The 13586-nt window shown below is 55.1% G+C and carries 17 protein-coding genes; 9 read left to right on the top strand and 8 right to left on the bottom strand.

Features of this window, described 5'->3' with window-relative positions; all coding sequences use genetic code 11:
- Nucleotides 1-71: 71 nt before the first annotated feature.
- Genes pheA through gyrA form a run of 3 tightly spaced genes read right to left on the bottom strand, consistent with a single transcriptional unit; the run spans nucleotide 72 to nucleotide 4988 of the window.
- Nucleotides 72-1157, bottom strand: a complete 1086-nt coding sequence (gene pheA / locus ABWO67_RS09245) for a prephenate dehydratase (RefSeq protein ID WP_353150711.1) — start codon at nucleotides 1155-1157, stop codon at nucleotides 72-74.
- The gene (serC, locus tag ABWO67_RS09240) at nucleotides 1150-2277 is read right to left on the bottom strand and encodes a 3-phosphoserine/phosphohydroxythreonine transaminase (protein WP_353150708.1); all 1128 of its coding nucleotides are present in this window, start codon (nucleotides 2275-2277) and stop codon (nucleotides 1150-1152) included. Before serC ends, pheA begins: the two co-directional genes overlap by 8 nt.
- A complete protein-coding gene (gene gyrA, locus ABWO67_RS09235; RefSeq protein ID WP_353150705.1) occupies nucleotides 2277-4988 on the bottom strand; it encodes a DNA gyrase subunit A in 2712 nt (903 codons plus the stop codon). Before gyrA ends, serC begins: the two co-directional genes overlap by 1 nt.
- Nucleotides 4989-5406: 418 nt before the next feature.
- Between gyrA and ompA the strand changes: the two genes are divergently transcribed.
- The 4 genes from ompA (at nucleotide 5407) to ABWO67_RS09215 (ending at nucleotide 8021) form a co-directional block, all read left to right on the top strand.
- Nucleotides 5407-5991 (top strand): outer membrane protein OmpA, encoded by a 585-nt coding sequence (gene ompA, locus ABWO67_RS09230; protein ID WP_353150702.1) that lies wholly within the window; start codon nucleotides 5407-5409, stop codon nucleotides 5989-5991.
- 129 nt (nucleotides 5992-6120) lie between these two features.
- Entirely contained in the window at nucleotides 6121-6855 is a 735-nt protein-coding gene (ubiG, locus tag ABWO67_RS09225; RefSeq protein ID WP_353150699.1) for a bifunctional 2-polyprenyl-6-hydroxyphenol methylase/3-demethylubiquinol 3-O-methyltransferase UbiG, read from the top strand.
- A gap of 5 nt (nucleotides 6856-6860) precedes the next feature.
- On the top strand, nucleotides 6861-7526 hold the full coding sequence (gene gph, locus ABWO67_RS09220; protein WP_353150696.1) for a phosphoglycolate phosphatase: 666 nt from the start codon (nucleotides 6861-6863) through the stop codon (nucleotides 7524-7526).
- A gap of 48 nt (nucleotides 7527-7574) precedes the next feature.
- Entirely contained in the window at nucleotides 7575-8021 is a 447-nt protein-coding gene (locus tag ABWO67_RS09215) for a hypothetical protein (protein ID WP_353150694.1), read from the top strand.
- 36 nt (nucleotides 8022-8057) lie between these two features.
- Here the strand turns inward: ABWO67_RS09215 and ABWO67_RS09210 are convergent, their stop codons facing one another.
- Together ABWO67_RS09210 and ABWO67_RS09205 are read right to left on the bottom strand one after the other, a co-directional pair.
- The gene (locus tag ABWO67_RS09210; protein ID WP_353150691.1) at nucleotides 8058-8327 is read right to left on the bottom strand and encodes an I78 family peptidase inhibitor; all 270 of its coding nucleotides are present in this window, start codon (nucleotides 8325-8327) and stop codon (nucleotides 8058-8060) included.
- A gap of 30 nt (nucleotides 8328-8357) precedes the next feature.
- Nucleotides 8358-8654 carry a hypothetical protein gene (locus tag ABWO67_RS09205; protein WP_353150688.1) on the bottom strand — a complete coding sequence of 99 codons (297 nt, stop codon included), beginning with the start codon at nucleotides 8652-8654 and terminating at the stop codon, nucleotides 8358-8360.
- 161 nt (nucleotides 8655-8815) lie between these two features.
- Between ABWO67_RS09205 and ABWO67_RS09200 the strand changes: the two genes are divergently transcribed.
- Nucleotides 8816-9136 carry a hypothetical protein gene (locus ABWO67_RS09200; protein ID WP_353150685.1) on the top strand — a complete coding sequence of 107 codons (321 nt, stop codon included), beginning with the start codon at nucleotides 8816-8818 and terminating at the stop codon, nucleotides 9134-9136.
- Here the strand turns inward: ABWO67_RS09200 and ABWO67_RS09195 are convergent.
- Together ABWO67_RS09195 and ABWO67_RS09190 are read right to left on the bottom strand one after the other, a co-directional pair.
- The gene (locus tag ABWO67_RS09195; RefSeq protein WP_353150682.1) at nucleotides 9133-9342 is read right to left on the bottom strand and encodes a hypothetical protein; all 210 of its coding nucleotides are present in this window, start codon (nucleotides 9340-9342) and stop codon (nucleotides 9133-9135) included. The genes ABWO67_RS09200 and ABWO67_RS09195 overlap by 4 nt on opposite strands.
- Nucleotides 9343-9399: 57 nt before the next feature.
- Nucleotides 9400-9858 (bottom strand): hemerythrin domain-containing protein, encoded by a 459-nt coding sequence (locus ABWO67_RS09190; RefSeq protein ID WP_353150679.1) that lies wholly within the window; start codon nucleotides 9856-9858, stop codon nucleotides 9400-9402.
- Between the two features lie 481 nt (nucleotides 9859-10339).
- Between ABWO67_RS09190 and ABWO67_RS09185 the strand changes: the two genes are divergently transcribed.
- From ABWO67_RS09185 to ABWO67_RS09170, 4 genes are all read left to right on the top strand, one after another.
- On the top strand, nucleotides 10340-10516 hold the full coding sequence (locus ABWO67_RS09185) for a hypothetical protein (protein ID WP_353150676.1): 177 nt from the start codon (nucleotides 10340-10342) through the stop codon (nucleotides 10514-10516).
- Nucleotides 10517-10770: 254 nt separating this feature from the next.
- The gene (locus tag ABWO67_RS09180) at nucleotides 10771-11400 is read left to right on the top strand and encodes a glutathione S-transferase family protein (RefSeq protein ID WP_353150756.1); all 630 of its coding nucleotides are present in this window, start codon (nucleotides 10771-10773) and stop codon (nucleotides 11398-11400) included.
- Between the two features lie 40 nt (nucleotides 11401-11440).
- Nucleotides 11441-12085, top strand: a complete 645-nt coding sequence (locus ABWO67_RS09175; RefSeq protein ID WP_353150673.1) for a glutathione S-transferase family protein — start codon at nucleotides 11441-11443, stop codon at nucleotides 12083-12085.
- On the top strand, nucleotides 12082-12567 hold the full coding sequence (locus ABWO67_RS09170; RefSeq protein WP_353150670.1) for an anthrone oxygenase family protein: 486 nt from the start codon (nucleotides 12082-12084) through the stop codon (nucleotides 12565-12567). Before ABWO67_RS09175 ends, ABWO67_RS09170 begins: the two co-directional genes overlap by 4 nt.
- A gap of 83 nt (nucleotides 12568-12650) precedes the next feature.
- Here ABWO67_RS09170 and ABWO67_RS09165 read toward each other — a convergent pair.
- Nucleotides 12651-13586 (bottom strand): alpha/beta fold hydrolase (locus ABWO67_RS09165; protein ID WP_353150667.1); only part of this gene is annotated, 936 nt, incomplete at its 5' end.

The raw sequence follows: 13586 nt of genomic DNA, 5'->3' as shown, positions 1-13586 counted from the left end.
CCGAACATAGGGCAATAGGCGTACGCCGCGCCTGCGTTTTCAAAAACAACCATATTCATGGACTACCCGTTTTACTGGATGGGATAGGATCCCAGCACCTTGAAAAAAGCCACCTGTTTTTTCAAATCGGCCAACGCTTGAGCCACTGCCGGCTCATCGCGATGACCCAACAGATCAACATAAAAATAGTATTCCCATTGCCCCGTGCGCGCCGGCCTGGATTCCAGGCGCGTCATCGAGACCTTATTGGCAGCCAGAGGCGCCAACATGTCGTATACGGCGCCCGCACGATTGGGAACCGCCATGATAATGCTGGTTTTGTCGCTGCCGCTAGGCAGTGTTTCAATAGCGCCGACGGCCAGGAAACGCGTGCGATTCTGTGGGTCGTCTTGAATGCCCGAGGCCACCACTTGAAGATTCCAGGCCTGCGCCGCTGTCGCGCCCGCAATAGCGGCCACCGTGGGGTCTTGCGAAGCAATGCGTGCGGCCTCACCATTACTGGAGGCCGCATCGCGGGCCAGCTTGGGATAATGCTGCGTAAGCCAAGCCTGGCACTGCGCCAATGCCTGTGGATGCGCCATGACACGCGTAACGCCGTCCAGCGTGCCGGACTGCGTCATCAAATTATGGTGAATCTTGAGCGAGCGCTCTCCCAACACCTTCAAGGGGGAATTCAGCAGCAAGTCCAGCGTGCGGTTCACCGCGCCTTCAGTTGAATTTTCAACCGGAACCATACCGACATCGGCCTGCCCCGCTTCGACTGCGCGGAACACTTCGTCGAAGGAATCGCATCGCAGGCGCGTTACCGCGTGGCCGAAATGTTCAAGCGCGGCTTGCTCGGAAAACGAACCCTGCGGCCCCAAATAGGCGACAGTCAGCACGCTTTCCAAGCCCCTACAGGTGGAAATAATCTGCGTCCAGACAGCATCTATCGCCTGCTCGGTAAACGGCCCCTTGTTAAGGTCCTGCAAACGGCGAATCACCATAGCTTCGCGCTCGGGTTTGAGCACGGGACCGTCAAGATCGAAGTCCTGCTTGATCTTGCCGACGTCCTGAGCCGCCTTGGCGCGCTGGTTCAACAGCTCCAGGATCTGCTCATCCAGCGAATCGATTTGTTTGCGCACTGGCAGCAGGCGCTCTTGCAACGAATTAACCATGTCGACGTTCAAAATCCTGCATAAATGAAATCAACGCCTGTACCCCTTGCATCGGAACCGCGTTGTAAATGGAAGCCCGCATGCCGCCAACGCTTTTGTGCCCTTTAAGCTGCATCAACCCGCCGGCGTCCGCCTGGGCCAGAAAATCGCTGTTCAAGGACTCGTCGCGTAGAAAGAATGGCGCATTCATGCGTGAGCGCGATGCGGCGTGGACGGGACTTCGGTAAAAGTCTGAACTATCCAGGTATGCATAAAGCGCCTGCGCTTTAGCTGCATTGGCAGCCTCAACGGCGGCCACGCCACCTTGCTGCTTGAGCCACTTGAAAACCAGCCCTGCAATGTAAATGGCATAAGTGGGCGGCGTATTGAACATGGAACCTGCGCCTGCCACGTTTGCATAGTCAAATGCAGATGGGCAAATTGGCAAAGCATGACCTAGCAGGTCACGACGCACAATCACCATCGTCACTCCTGCCGGGCCGGCATTTTTCTGAGCACCTGCATACACCATGGCGGCTTTCGAAAAGTCGATGGTACGCGACAAAAAGTGCGAAGAGGCATCAACGACAAGCGGCACGTCCGGCGCGCCCAGCGCGGCCATATCTGGCCAATCGGGAAACTCGACCCCGCCTATTGTTTCGTTGCTGCATAAATGCAAGTAGGAAGCGTCGGGGCGCACCGCCCAGCTGCTTGCCTCGGGAAACCATGTCCAGGGAGCCTGCGCAACACCATCCAGGATTTTTTCGGCGCCACTGGAAGCCGCTACGGCAATATCACCGTAGCGTTGCGCTTCTTTGTGCGACTTGTTCGACCAGATACCCGATAAAACATAATCGGCTTTTGCCGCGCTGCCGCGCCCGATCAGGTTCATCGGCACGATGGCATTTTCGGCAGTCGCCCCGCCCTGCATGAACAACACGTCATAGTTGTCAGGTACGGCCAGCAGTTCGCGCAAGTCAGCTTCAGCCTCGTCGCGTATCTGCGTAAACTGCTTGCCCCGATGGCTCATTTCCATAACCGACATGCCACAGCCGTGCCAGTCCGTCATTTCAGCCGCCGCTTGTTGCAGCACTTCCAGCGGCAAGGCCGACGGGCCTGCCGAAAAATTCCATGGACGCATCAGGCATTATCCTCGGGGTCGTCTTGATCGGCGGCACCAGATTCATCGGAGTCTGAACCAATTGGATCTGCGTCAGGCGTTACGGAATCGACTTGCGAATCAACAATACCATCGCCATCGATTTCCTCGACATCGTCATCCGCATCACTTTCAACCACACGCCGCACACCTTGCAGCATGCTGTTGTCATCCACGTTGATTAGGGTAACGCCCTGAGTTGCGCGACCCATTTCACGGATCTCCGAAACGCGGGTGCGCACCAAAACACCAGCGGTGGTGATAAGCATGATTTCATCGGACGGTTCGACCAGTACGGCGCCGACTACCTTGCCGTTGCGGGCCGACGTTTGAATCGCGATCATGCCCTTGGTACCGCGCCCATGGCGCGTGTACTCGACTATGGAAGTGCGTTTGCCGAAGCCATTTTCGGTAGCAGTCAAAACGCTTTGCGTTTCGTCGCCCGCAACCAGCATGGCAATGACAGACTGCCCTTCCTCTAGCATCATGCCGCGCACGCCGCGGGCAGTTCGGCCCATAGGACGCACGTCGTTTTCGTCGAAACGCACAGCCTTGCCCGAGTCGGAAAACAACATGACGTCGTGCTTGCCATCGGTCAAATCAGCGCCGATCAGATAATCGCCTTCATCCAGGGCAACCGCGATAATGCCTGCCTTGCGGGGGTTCGAGAAGTCAGACAAAGGCGTCTTCTTGACCGTACCGCGCGAGGTTGCCATGAATACATAATGGTCTTCGCTGAATTCCTTGACGGCCAACACCACAGTGATTTTCTCGCCATCGATCAGCGGGAACATGTTCACAATAGGACGACCGCGCGAATTGCGCGAACCTTGAGGCACTTCCCATACCTTGAGCCAATACAGGCGACCGCGATCCGAGAAGCACAACAGGTAATCGTGTGTATTGGCGGTGAACAACTGATCTATCCAGTCGTTTTCCTTCATCGTCGTTGCCTGCTTGCCGCGCCCGCCCCGCTTTTGGGCACGATATTCGGACAACGGCTGGCTCTTGATATAGCCCGATTGCGACAAGGTCACCACCATGTCCATCGGGGTGATCAAATCTTCGGTATCAAGCTCAGTGGCGTTATGCTCGATCTCGGAACGACGCTCGTCTTTGGCGTTGGTAGAGAACTCAAGCTTGATTGCCAGCAATTCATCGCTGATGATCGTCGTGATGCGCTCTGGGCGCGCCAGGATATCCAGCAAATCGGCAATGGTCGCCATGATGTCTTTGTATTCGCCAACGATCTTGTCCTGCTCCAGGCCGGTCAAGCGCTGCAAGCGCATGTTCAGGATTTCCTGGGCCTGGGTATCGCTAAGCCGGTACATGCCGTCGCCCTGCAAGCCGAAGCCTTCAGGCAGCGTTTCGGGGCGATAAGCAGCGCGGCCTCCGGGGGTTTCACCCTCGTCGGCGCGAGACAACATTTCACGAACCAAGGACGAATCCCAGGTACGCGCCATCAAGTCTTGGCGGGCCACGGGCGGTGTCGGGGCCGCTTTGATGATGGCAATAAAGTCATCAATATTCGCCAGCGCGACCGCGAGGCCTTCCAGAACATGGCCGCGCTCGCGCGCCTTGCGCAGTTGGAACACCGTGCGCCGTGTGACGACTTCGCGGCGATGGAACAGGAAGTATTCCACCATTTGCTTCAAGTTCAGCAGGCGTGGCTGGCCATCGACCAGGGCCACCATGTTCATGCCGAAGGTATCTTGCAGCTGCGTGTGCTTGTAGAGATTATTCAGTATGACTTCCGGGACCTCGCCGCGCTTGAGCTCGATAACCAGGCGCATGCCGTCTTTATCGGACTCATCGCGGATATCGGAAATACCCTCGATCTTTTTCTCGTTGACGAGTTCGGCGATTCTTTCCTGAAGCGTCTTCTTGTTGACCTGATAGGGAATGGCGTCAATAACGATAGACTGCCGGTTGCCCTTTTCCATGTCCTCGAAGTGCGACTTGGCGCGCATGATGACACGCCCGCGGCCAGTACGATAGCCTTCACGCACACCCGACATGCCGTAGATGATTCCCCCTGTGGGGAAGTCTGGCGCCGGTATCAGTTCGATCAGTTCATCGATGGTGCAGTCAGGATTGCGCAAACAATATAGGCAACCTGCGATGACCTCGGACAAATTATGCGGAGGAATATTGGTTGCCATACCCACGGCAATACCCGAACTGCCGTTGACCAGCAAATTGGGCAAGCGCGAAGGCAGCAGCAATGGCTCTTGTTCGCTACCGTCGTAGTTAGGCCCGAAATCAACGGTTTCCTGATCGATATCGGCAAGAAGCTCGTGCGATATCTTGGACAGGCGGATTTCGGTATAACGCATGGCCGCCGGATTATCGCCATCGATAGAGCCGAAGTTACCCTGGCCATCTACCAACATATAACGCAGCGAGAAATCCTGGGCCATACGCACAATAGTGTCGTACACCGCCGAGTCGCCATGAGGGTGATACTTACCGATCACGTCACCCACAATACGCGCCGACTTCTTGTAGGCCCGGTTCCAATCATTATTCAGTTCGTGCATGGCGAACAACACGCGCCGGTGCACTGGTTTGAGGCCATCCCGAACATCCGGTAAGGCGCGCCCCACAATCACGCTCATGGCGTAATCAAGGTAACTGCGGCGCATTTCCTCTTCCAACGAAATTGGAAGGGTCTCCTTGGCAAAGGAATCCATAGATTGTCTAAAACATAAAAATCGTGAAACTGGACCGATGACGGGCGAATGGGAAATTCTAACACTTGCTCCTGTATTGATGCCTTATGTTCTATAGAGCCGTCCCAACAGAGGGCTACAGCCGCCCCATGCCTGCCCCGGACGGAACCTGCTCATAAAGCACTTTAAGCTCGTAACCGTGTTGCCAAAAACCAACAATAAAGTCGGAGATAGGGTAGAAATCCGAATATCTGGGCGATAAGCGCAGTTCAAGCTTAACTAACCGCACAGAAATGCCGTAAGATTCGCCCTAACACGCATGAAACCCAGCGCAATTCTTTGATTCAATCATGGCGTTGCTATACTGGCTCCGTTTTCTTGATATGCGGCGGGGGTTCGCTGCGGTCACTTACCAGCATTAAGCTCAACGAGGAGAAACATGAACAAACCCTCCAAAATCGCACTAGCACTCGCCATTGCAGCCACTTCGGCTACTGGTGCAGTATCTGCGCAAACTGTCGATAACTGGCAAAATCCGTTCGGCGACGTTTGGAAAAACGGCACCAACGAATTGTGCTGGCGCGACAATTTCTGGACTCCAGCTACCGGTATCCCCGGGTGTGATGGCGTTCCAGTCGCACAAGCTCAAGCTCCAGTGGTTGCTCCTACTTCAACCAAAGTTGTGTTGAACGCCGATACATTCTTCGACTTCGACAAAGCTACTTTGAAGCCTGAAGGCCGCCAGATCCTTGACCAAGTCGCTGCACAAGCCGACACAGTCAACCTGGAAACGCTTATCGCAACCGGTCACACAGACTCCATCGGTACTGAAAAGTACAACCAAGGCCTGTCCGAACGCCGTGCCAACACGGTCAAGAACTACCTGGTTTCGAAAGGTATCCCTGCTGATCGTATCTATGCCGAAGGTAAAGGCGAATCGAGCCCTGTTGCTAGCAACAAGACCCGTGAAGGCCGCGCACAAAACCGTCGCGTAGAAATCGAGATCGTTGGCGTTCGCAAGTAATACTTTGCTGTAATACTTGTTGCGTTAAACGCTACAATAAGGGCTCCGCATAGCGGGGCCCTTATGCATTTCTGGCCAGCTTTCCCACTAGCCCCGCCAGCACTCTTTAACCCAAGCTTCGGATCGCTCATGAACGCTACCGCCCCCCCCCGTCACTCCAACACAACCAATGTAGACCAGGCCGAACTCGATAAGTTCAGTGCGCTGGCGTCGCGCTGGTGGGATCCGGAAAGCGAATTCAAGCCATTGCACGCCATCAACCCCTTGCGCCTGGAATGGATCCTGGGGCAAGCTGGCTCTCTTGCCGGAAAAAAAGTGCTTGATGTCGGCTGCGGCGGCGGAATACTGGCCGAAAGCATGGCAAAAGCGGGGGCTCAGGTTACCGGCATCGACTTGGCTGAAAAATCCTTGACTGTCGCAAGGCTGCACGGGCTGGAGTCAGGTGTTCCGGTCGACTATCAAACCATTAGCGCCGAACAAATGGCTAGCGAAAACCCAGGTCAATTCGATATCGTTACTTGCATGGAAATGCTGGAACACGTACCCGACCCCGGTTCCATCGTGCAGGCTTGTGCCACGCTCGTCAAACCCGGCGGCTGGGTGTTCTTTTCCACACTTAACCGCAATCCCAAGTCTTTCTTGTTTGCAATCGTCGGCGCCGAATATGTCTTGCGCATGCTGCCCAGGGGCACGCACAATTACGAAAGCTTCATAAAGCCCAGTGAACTTGCAGCGAGTGTGCGCAAGGCGGGCCTGGCCTCAATAACGCTGGCTGGAATGGAATACAACCCAATCACCGATCTCTACAAGATCACCCACGACACCTCTGTCAATTACCTTTTGGCGACCCGTCGCGAGAACTGATACTCATGCAAAAACTGGTTTTATTCGATTTTGACGGCACCTTGGCTGACACAGCTCCCGACCTGGCCGCAGCCGCCAATAAACAACGCGCCCGCAAGGGCTTGCAACCCCTACCCTATGAAGCCTTGCGTCCTTACGCATCGCACGGCGCTCGAGGTTTGCTCAAGGCCGGCCTGAATATGGATCCTGACCACCCCGAATATGAAACCTGTCGCGAACAATTCCTGACAGACTACGAACAAGACATGACGACGCTCACCACCTTGTTCCCAGGAGTAAGACCACTGCTGGCCACGCTTAAGGAAAGCGGTTACGCCTGGGGCATTGTCACCAATAAAATGGAATACCTGGCTGTTCCTCTGGTGGTTCATCTAGGTTTATATACTGACTGTGCCGTTACCGTGGGCGGCGACACCACTAATCATGCGAAGCCGCATCCAGCACCGCTATTGCATGCCGCACAAGTCGCCGGGTTTGCGCCTGGCGACTGCATATACGTAGGAGACGACGAACGCGATATCATCGCTGGCAAAGCGGCCGGCATGGCAACTATTGTCGCTGCTTATGGGTATTGCGGGCGGGAAACCGCGCTCAGCGCATGGCAAGCAGATGCCATTGCGGAATCGCCTGGTGATATCTGGCCTGCCATACAAGAATGGGCGGGCCGCTAAGGGCGCCGGCAACTACAGGCCCCAAGCAATCTATAGGACATATACGTCATGAACAGGATAGCCACTATACTGGCCAATGCCGTAAGCGGAGCGGGGCTTATCGTTTTGGTTGGTTGCACTCCCATGCTGGCGGGCCAGATGGCCGAAGCGGGTTACAACGCGGCAAAAAGCTCTCTAGGCGGAACCAGCGACGCTACAACAGGAGCCTCTGAACGTCAGAAGCTGCTTCAATCGACCTTGAATTCTGTCGAAATCGGCCAAGAAGTAAAACCCATACTCGAACTGATGGGCGAACCGCCAAAAGAAAAATCGGGCAATGCCGATGGTTTTACCTGCTACGAATACGCCTCTGTTTATTCGGCTACCGAAGCTGCAGTAATCATGTCCAAAGACGGCAAGGTGGTGTTTTACGGCAATTCACGGTGCAGCGTTGAAATGCAGGACGCCAATTTCAAGAAAGACGGCAAGTATATGGTCGGCGACACCGGGCACTAGCGTAAAACGGCCGCAAGCCGGGTATAGCCCGCTTGCTTATCCGCAGACCACTCGTGTGATCTTCCCTTGCCCGTCGACGTGAACATTCAGCCTGTCTAGACGGTAGTCATGTGTGACGGCGGTGTCCGGATGGATGATCCGTGTTTTTTCTGGCAGCGCGCTGGCGTCAATAATTTCGACAGGAGTGCCAATAAGGCTTTGATAAGACTTGGCACTGCAATCATCCGGCGCAAGATTCGCCGCAGGGGCGCTCACACTTTCGCATGCCGCCAGCAGAGCCAGCGGGAACAACAAAAAAAGGCGCATCGCCACTCCTTAATGAAGCATTAGCCTTCTTTATAACAGACTTGCTCGACGAGACAGATAGCCGACGATCCATGCAAGAAGCACCACCGCAGCAATCGGCAAAAACAAATCGAGTTGCGCGTCGACACTCCAATTCCACACATCGAACGCCTCCCATGGGCTGAGTTTTGATGCGCCACCGATGTTGAGTTCGCGTTGAGCGTGCTCGCGACCGATGAATAAGCCGACGGCCAGCATCGCCCCCGCCCACCAGTTACGAGTTGGCAGCCATACTATTACCTGGATCAACAGCGCATAAAAGACGTGCTCGAAGTTAGAAATATTCATATACAAGGGAAGAGCCCGGCGATAGGTTGTAAAAACGCCTGTTGTTATCTTATTGGAGCATCGCCGCCTGCGCCTAGGCCAAATGTATGATTGAACCGAAAAAAGCGCGATAGTAACTTTCAACTAATACCCTACGTGAACACCTTCCCAAAGGAGTCCGTATGTATAAGACCAGAATTGCAATTTTCCGTCACCAGGGGCAGGAGATTATCGTTGCGCCACTAGATTGCAGCTTCCAGGATAGACCGCCATCACAGCAAGTGGAAGCACTAAAACGTCTGCAAAAATCGGCGATGAAAGCAGGTTTGAAAGCCCCAGCGGCCGCAGTTTGGAAAGTGGGCGCCAAGCTTCACTTTGTAGGCCCGACTGAATGGCACCCTTTTTTGAGAACCTTAACCTGGAACGTCATCATCGCCAGCTTGAGTTCAACACTGATTTGCCATGAGGACTCATACCAAATCCATGTTGAAGAGCGCGTTTAGGCCTGAAGGCCTGGTCTTTCTGTCAGCGAGTCCTTGTACTGGCCTGTATACCCAAAGTGCGGTGCCTCGACCTGCTCAGGCATCCAAAAATCAGTAAACGGCGCAATGTCGGGCTGGCAATGCCAGTATGCCTTGCCGTTGGCATCCATTGCCCACCATCTTGCAAGCTCGGGCGCTTGTGTCCAATCAACCAAATCATATGCCATCGCAACCTCCGGATGTTCTGTCATAAGGCTTAATTATGTCTGGATATGTCAAACAACCTACTGTTCAGATAAAACGCGCTTCATCCGCTCAAAGTCTTTCAAATAGCGCTTAGCCAACGTTGTCTTCTGCGCGTCCGTCAATATCTTGCCTAAAGTTTGGAAAAATTTGGTCTCTTCCTCGCGCAGATGATGATGGACCTTGTGGGACAGTTGCTTTGCCTTTTCGCTCCAGCTTTCGCCCTTCTCGTCGGCCTCGTTCAATGCTTCCACACATTCATCGATCTCATGATGCTCCGCCAAGGCGTGGCGCGAAGAATTCAGCCCCATATCATCCATCAGAATTGGTGCATAGAGGAACCGTTCTTCGGCAGCGGCATGGGCCGCCAATTCAATACGCAGTTCCCGAAAGATCTCGCTTCGCCGGCCGCTCTGCGGCGTAGCACGGAGCAATTTCCTACAGAGCGAACGTTGGGTTTCATGGCTTTCCCGAAGTGCTTCATAAATATTTTCAGACATAGTGTCATCCTTTCATTTATTGTTGAACAGGTACTCCAGATAACCAGACTGGTTCACATAGCCTGCAGTAAAGCTCAACCGGAACTGATGCCCTGATGGTACCTGTTCCTCGAGAAAAAGTACCCAATCGCTCTCAAAGAAGCTAAAACACGACCACAAGTGGTGCCAGTCTCTACCTTCTACCGCATAGAACCCATGCTTCCTCGCCCGTTTTGTCAATTGGTCAGTTATCCACATTTTCTGTGCATAAGTCGTTTTGTTTACATGTCATAAATACTCAAGAGCCCTGCCACACATAACAACGAAGTAGACTGCATAAAAATTACTCATTACAAGAAACCACTGACCGCAGCCGTAAAGCCAGTAGCAAAGTTGAAACATGCGTATGCAATCATGGCTTTTTCAGCGCTGACCGGCACATGGATCAAACCCCTTGCCCATTGGATAGCGCTTAACTAGTTCTGCTTATTCGGAGTCTGACATGCTTGCACCTAAACAAACCCCGTCACCTTACCGCAATTGGAAGGTCAAGCAGTACACGGTTTCGATCGAAACACGGCTGGCGCAAGAACGTGCTCGTCTGCATCAACCCCCCATGATGTCGCTACATGCAAAGAACGAAACGCTACCCCAAGACGATGAAGGTCTCCGCGGATAAAACGAACGCGTACAAGGACTCTTTGCCATGCTCGGCCACATCCTCAGTGTGCTGGTCCAGAGAGAATCCGGCAAAAAGCGACGTCGCCTGCCTACCCAGAGCGGCTAGGCAGACAATGGCGCTGTTGGTATATTAGGCAATGAGACACCGAGTGCCCCGCAAGCATAAGCTGCCTGCCGCTCGCACCCCAGCGTCTCTGCCAGAGCCGTGACACCACTTTCTCTTTGAAATGAAACTGGGGGACAACCAAGATGATGAAACTGTATGGACTAGGTCCGACACGCTCTCTTCGCGTGCGTTGGGCGCTTCAAGAGCTTGATGCAGAATTCGAGTTCGTGCCCATCAACCTCCTGGCCGGTGAAAACCGCCACCCCGACTTCCTAAGCCTCAACCCTGCCGGAAAGCTTCCTGTGCTGGTCGACGGTGACCTGGTACTCACAGAATCTGCCGCCATCGTCATGTATCTGGCAGAGAAGTATGGCGCCAAAGGACTCATGCCCACCGACCTATCAGAGCGGGCGCAGGCGTATCGCTGGTCCATGTTTTCGGTCACCGAACTTGAGCAGCCATTATGGCGGATAGCCAAACACAGCTTTTTGTATCCGGAAGACAAGCGCCTGCCGGAAGATATTACTCTTGCCAAAGAGGATTTCACGGCGATGGCAGCAATACTTAACCGTCACATGGATGGGCGTGAGTTCATCGTCGGCGACACGATAAGCATCGCGGATTGCATCACCGCCTATGTGCTGGACTGGGGCAATGAAATTGGACTGATTGATGACTTTCCACATCTTAAGTCCTACTTTGAACGGATGTATGCGCGCTCCAAAGCGCCGCAACGGATCGCCCAAGCCGCTGCAGACCTTCGCCCTGCCGCCTGACGGGTGTTGGCAGTGCCATGTAGTCACTCGGAGCCTTCCAATGTCGCCTACCATCACAGCTTTTGAACAGTCGCCCGACCACGGTAAGGGGCAGGCGCGTGACATGCGTATCCGCTGGGCGCTTGAAGAAGTAGGCCAGCCTTACGACGTTCGTCTTGTTTCATTCAAAGCGATGAAGGAACCCGCGCATCGTGCGCTTCACCCCTTCGGGCAGATTCCGACTTATGAAGAAGGTGATCTCGCCCTGTTCGAGTCGGGGGCAATCGTATTCCATATCGCCGAACGCCATGTCGGCCTGCTGCCAGATGATGCAAATGCCCGGGCGCGTGCAGTCACCTGGATGTTTGCCGCACTTAATACGGTGGAGCCGCCAATTGTTGAGCGCGAACAGGCACCATACTTGGAACGCGACAAGGCTTGGTACGATGAACGCCTGCCTCTCCTTGAGGATCGCGTCCGTGGCCGGCTGAACGAACTTTCCAATCGACTTGGTGATGCCGACTGGCTCGACAACACCTTCAGCGCCGGCGACCTCCTGATGGTTACAGTGCTGCGCAGGCTGAACGGATCGGGCATGCTGGACGAATTTCCGAACCTCTCCGCCTATGTTGCCCGCGGTGAAGCGCGGCCAGCCTTCAAGCGCGCGTTCGACGCCCAGTTGGCCATCTGGCAAGCAAGACAATGACATACGCGATCAACACCATCTTGCTCTGGTTCTCAGCAATAGGCTGCGGCCTCCTTGCAGGCCTCTATTTTTCGTTTTCCTCCTTCATCATGCGAGCGCTTGGCCGGATCGAAGCGCCGAGCGGCATCGCTGCGATGAACTCGATCAATGCCGTGATCCAGCGCTCAGCCTTCATGCCCCTGTTCTTGGGCAGCAGTCTGGCCGCCCTGATCCTTGCCGGCATCGCCTTGTTCCAGTGGCATCAGCCCGGATCGGTCGCGACGCTCACCGGAGGCGTGACCTACGTCGTTGGCATGTTCGCCTGCACGATGGCATTCAATGTTCCGCTCAACAATGCGCTCGCAGCGGTTGATCCCGCCAGTTCCAACGACGCGAACATGTGGGCGCGTTACCTGCGGGACTGGACGTTCTGGAACCACGTACGCACCATCGCCTCCACCGTGGCGATGATCCTGTTCATCTACGCGATTTCTATCCGGTGATCGGAAAGCGGCGAAGGTAGCCGAATGCCATGATCCCGCCCCTATTCCGTAAGTCGCGTTGCGCACTTTCCAGGTGCTCGGGGCTACGGTACGTCGTTGATATCTTCACCTGCATCGCTGCCATGCGCGCCTCCAGTATGCGCGGAGTGAACCGGTTCGCCACCTACCGGCACTGTACGCCCCAGAAAGGCAATTACCGAGGTGCCGAAAATATCATTGCGGTCCCCCGCCACCATATGGCCGGCGTTGGTGACATTAACGTACTCACACTGCGGGCAAATCGCCAAAAACTGCTGGGCTCCTTCTTCGCTAAGCACATCGGACAATCCACCACGCACCAACAAGGCCGGTAAGGCAAGCCGCCGCGCGCATTCCTCTAGCCGCTGCTGACGCCGTTCCAAATCCCGCTTGCCGGCACGAATGCGCGGATCCCAGTGCCAGTGGTATTTGCCGTCGGCGCCCAGGCGCACATTCTTCGCCAGGCCATCGAGGTTTTTAGGACGCGCACGTTGAGGCTGGTAGTTGCTGATGGCCTGGGCGACCTCTTCCAGCGAATCAAAACCCTCCGGCTTTTGCGCCATGAAGGCCTGTATCTTGTCGACGCCCTCTGGCTCGATGCGCGGCGCAATATCCACCATGATCAAGGCAGTGGCGTCGACATGCCCCTCGCCAACCGCCACCAGGCTGGTGCCTCCGCCCATGGAGGCGCCCACCAGAACCGGGCGGCCCTTACCGAGGGCTGCGATGACGCACTCCAAATCGCGCACCATCACGTCTTGCCCATACAGTCCGTCGCTCGCCCAATCCGAATCACCATGGCCGCGCGCATCGAACGCAACGGCGTAATATCCGGCTGCGCCGAGCAATTCACCGGTACCTCCCCAGGCATGGCGGGTTTGTCCCCCGCCATGTTGCAACACGACTAAAGGACCGTCAGGATTTCCCCAGGCGTCACCCGCGATACGAATGCCCCCTGCGCCGCGCCATATATGCATAGGATTAGGGGTGCCCGGAAGTCG

Source organism: Pollutimonas bauzanensis (assembly GCF_040393045.1).
Taxonomy (GTDB): Bacteria; Pseudomonadota; Gammaproteobacteria; order Burkholderiales; family Burkholderiaceae_B; genus Pollutimonas; species Pollutimonas bauzanensis_A.
This window is presented reverse-complemented; position numbering and strand designations above follow the sequence as displayed.

What these genes read in the sequence shown, in the direction of transcription:
- pheA (WP_353150711.1), bottom strand. Translation starts at nt 1,157, where the DNA reads ATGGTTAATTCGTTGCAAGAGCGCCTGCTGCCAGTGCGCAAACAAATC.
- serC (WP_353150708.1), bottom strand. Translation starts at nt 2,277, where the DNA reads ATGCGTCCATGGAATTTTTCGGCAGGCCCGTCGGCCTTGCCGCTGGAA.
- gyrA (WP_353150705.1), bottom strand. Translation starts at nt 4,988, where the DNA reads ATGGATTCCTTTGCCAAGGAGACCCTTCCAATTTCGTTGGAAGAGGAA.
- ompA (WP_353150702.1), top strand. Translation starts at nt 5,407, where the DNA reads ATGAACAAACCCTCCAAAATCGCACTAGCACTCGCCATTGCAGCCACT.
- ubiG (WP_353150699.1), top strand. Translation starts at nt 6,121, where the DNA reads ATGAACGCTACCGCCCCCCCCCGTCACTCCAACACAACCAATGTAGAC.
- gph (WP_353150696.1), top strand. Translation starts at nt 6,861, where the DNA reads ATGCAAAAACTGGTTTTATTCGATTTTGACGGCACCTTGGCTGACACA.
- ABWO67_RS09215 (WP_353150694.1), top strand. Translation starts at nt 7,575, where the DNA reads ATGAACAGGATAGCCACTATACTGGCCAATGCCGTAAGCGGAGCGGGG.
- ABWO67_RS09210 (WP_353150691.1), bottom strand. Translation starts at nt 8,327, where the DNA reads ATGCGCCTTTTTTTGTTGTTCCCGCTGGCTCTGCTGGCGGCATGCGAA.
- ABWO67_RS09205 (WP_353150688.1), bottom strand. Translation starts at nt 8,654, where the DNA reads ATGAATATTTCTAACTTCGAGCACGTCTTTTATGCGCTGTTGATCCAG.
- ABWO67_RS09200 (WP_353150685.1), top strand. Translation starts at nt 8,816, where the DNA reads ATGTATAAGACCAGAATTGCAATTTTCCGTCACCAGGGGCAGGAGATT.
- ABWO67_RS09195 (WP_353150682.1), bottom strand. Translation starts at nt 9,342, where the DNA reads ATGGCATATGATTTGGTTGATTGGACACAAGCGCCCGAGCTTGCAAGA.
- ABWO67_RS09190 (WP_353150679.1), bottom strand. Translation starts at nt 9,858, where the DNA reads ATGTCTGAAAATATTTATGAAGCACTTCGGGAAAGCCATGAAACCCAA.
- ABWO67_RS09185 (WP_353150676.1), top strand. Translation starts at nt 10,340, where the DNA reads ATGCTTGCACCTAAACAAACCCCGTCACCTTACCGCAATTGGAAGGTC.
- ABWO67_RS09180 (WP_353150756.1), top strand. Translation starts at nt 10,771, where the DNA reads ATGAAACTGTATGGACTAGGTCCGACACGCTCTCTTCGCGTGCGTTGG.
- ABWO67_RS09175 (WP_353150673.1), top strand. Translation starts at nt 11,441, where the DNA reads ATGTCGCCTACCATCACAGCTTTTGAACAGTCGCCCGACCACGGTAAG.
- ABWO67_RS09170 (WP_353150670.1), top strand. Translation starts at nt 12,082, where the DNA reads ATGACATACGCGATCAACACCATCTTGCTCTGGTTCTCAGCAATAGGC.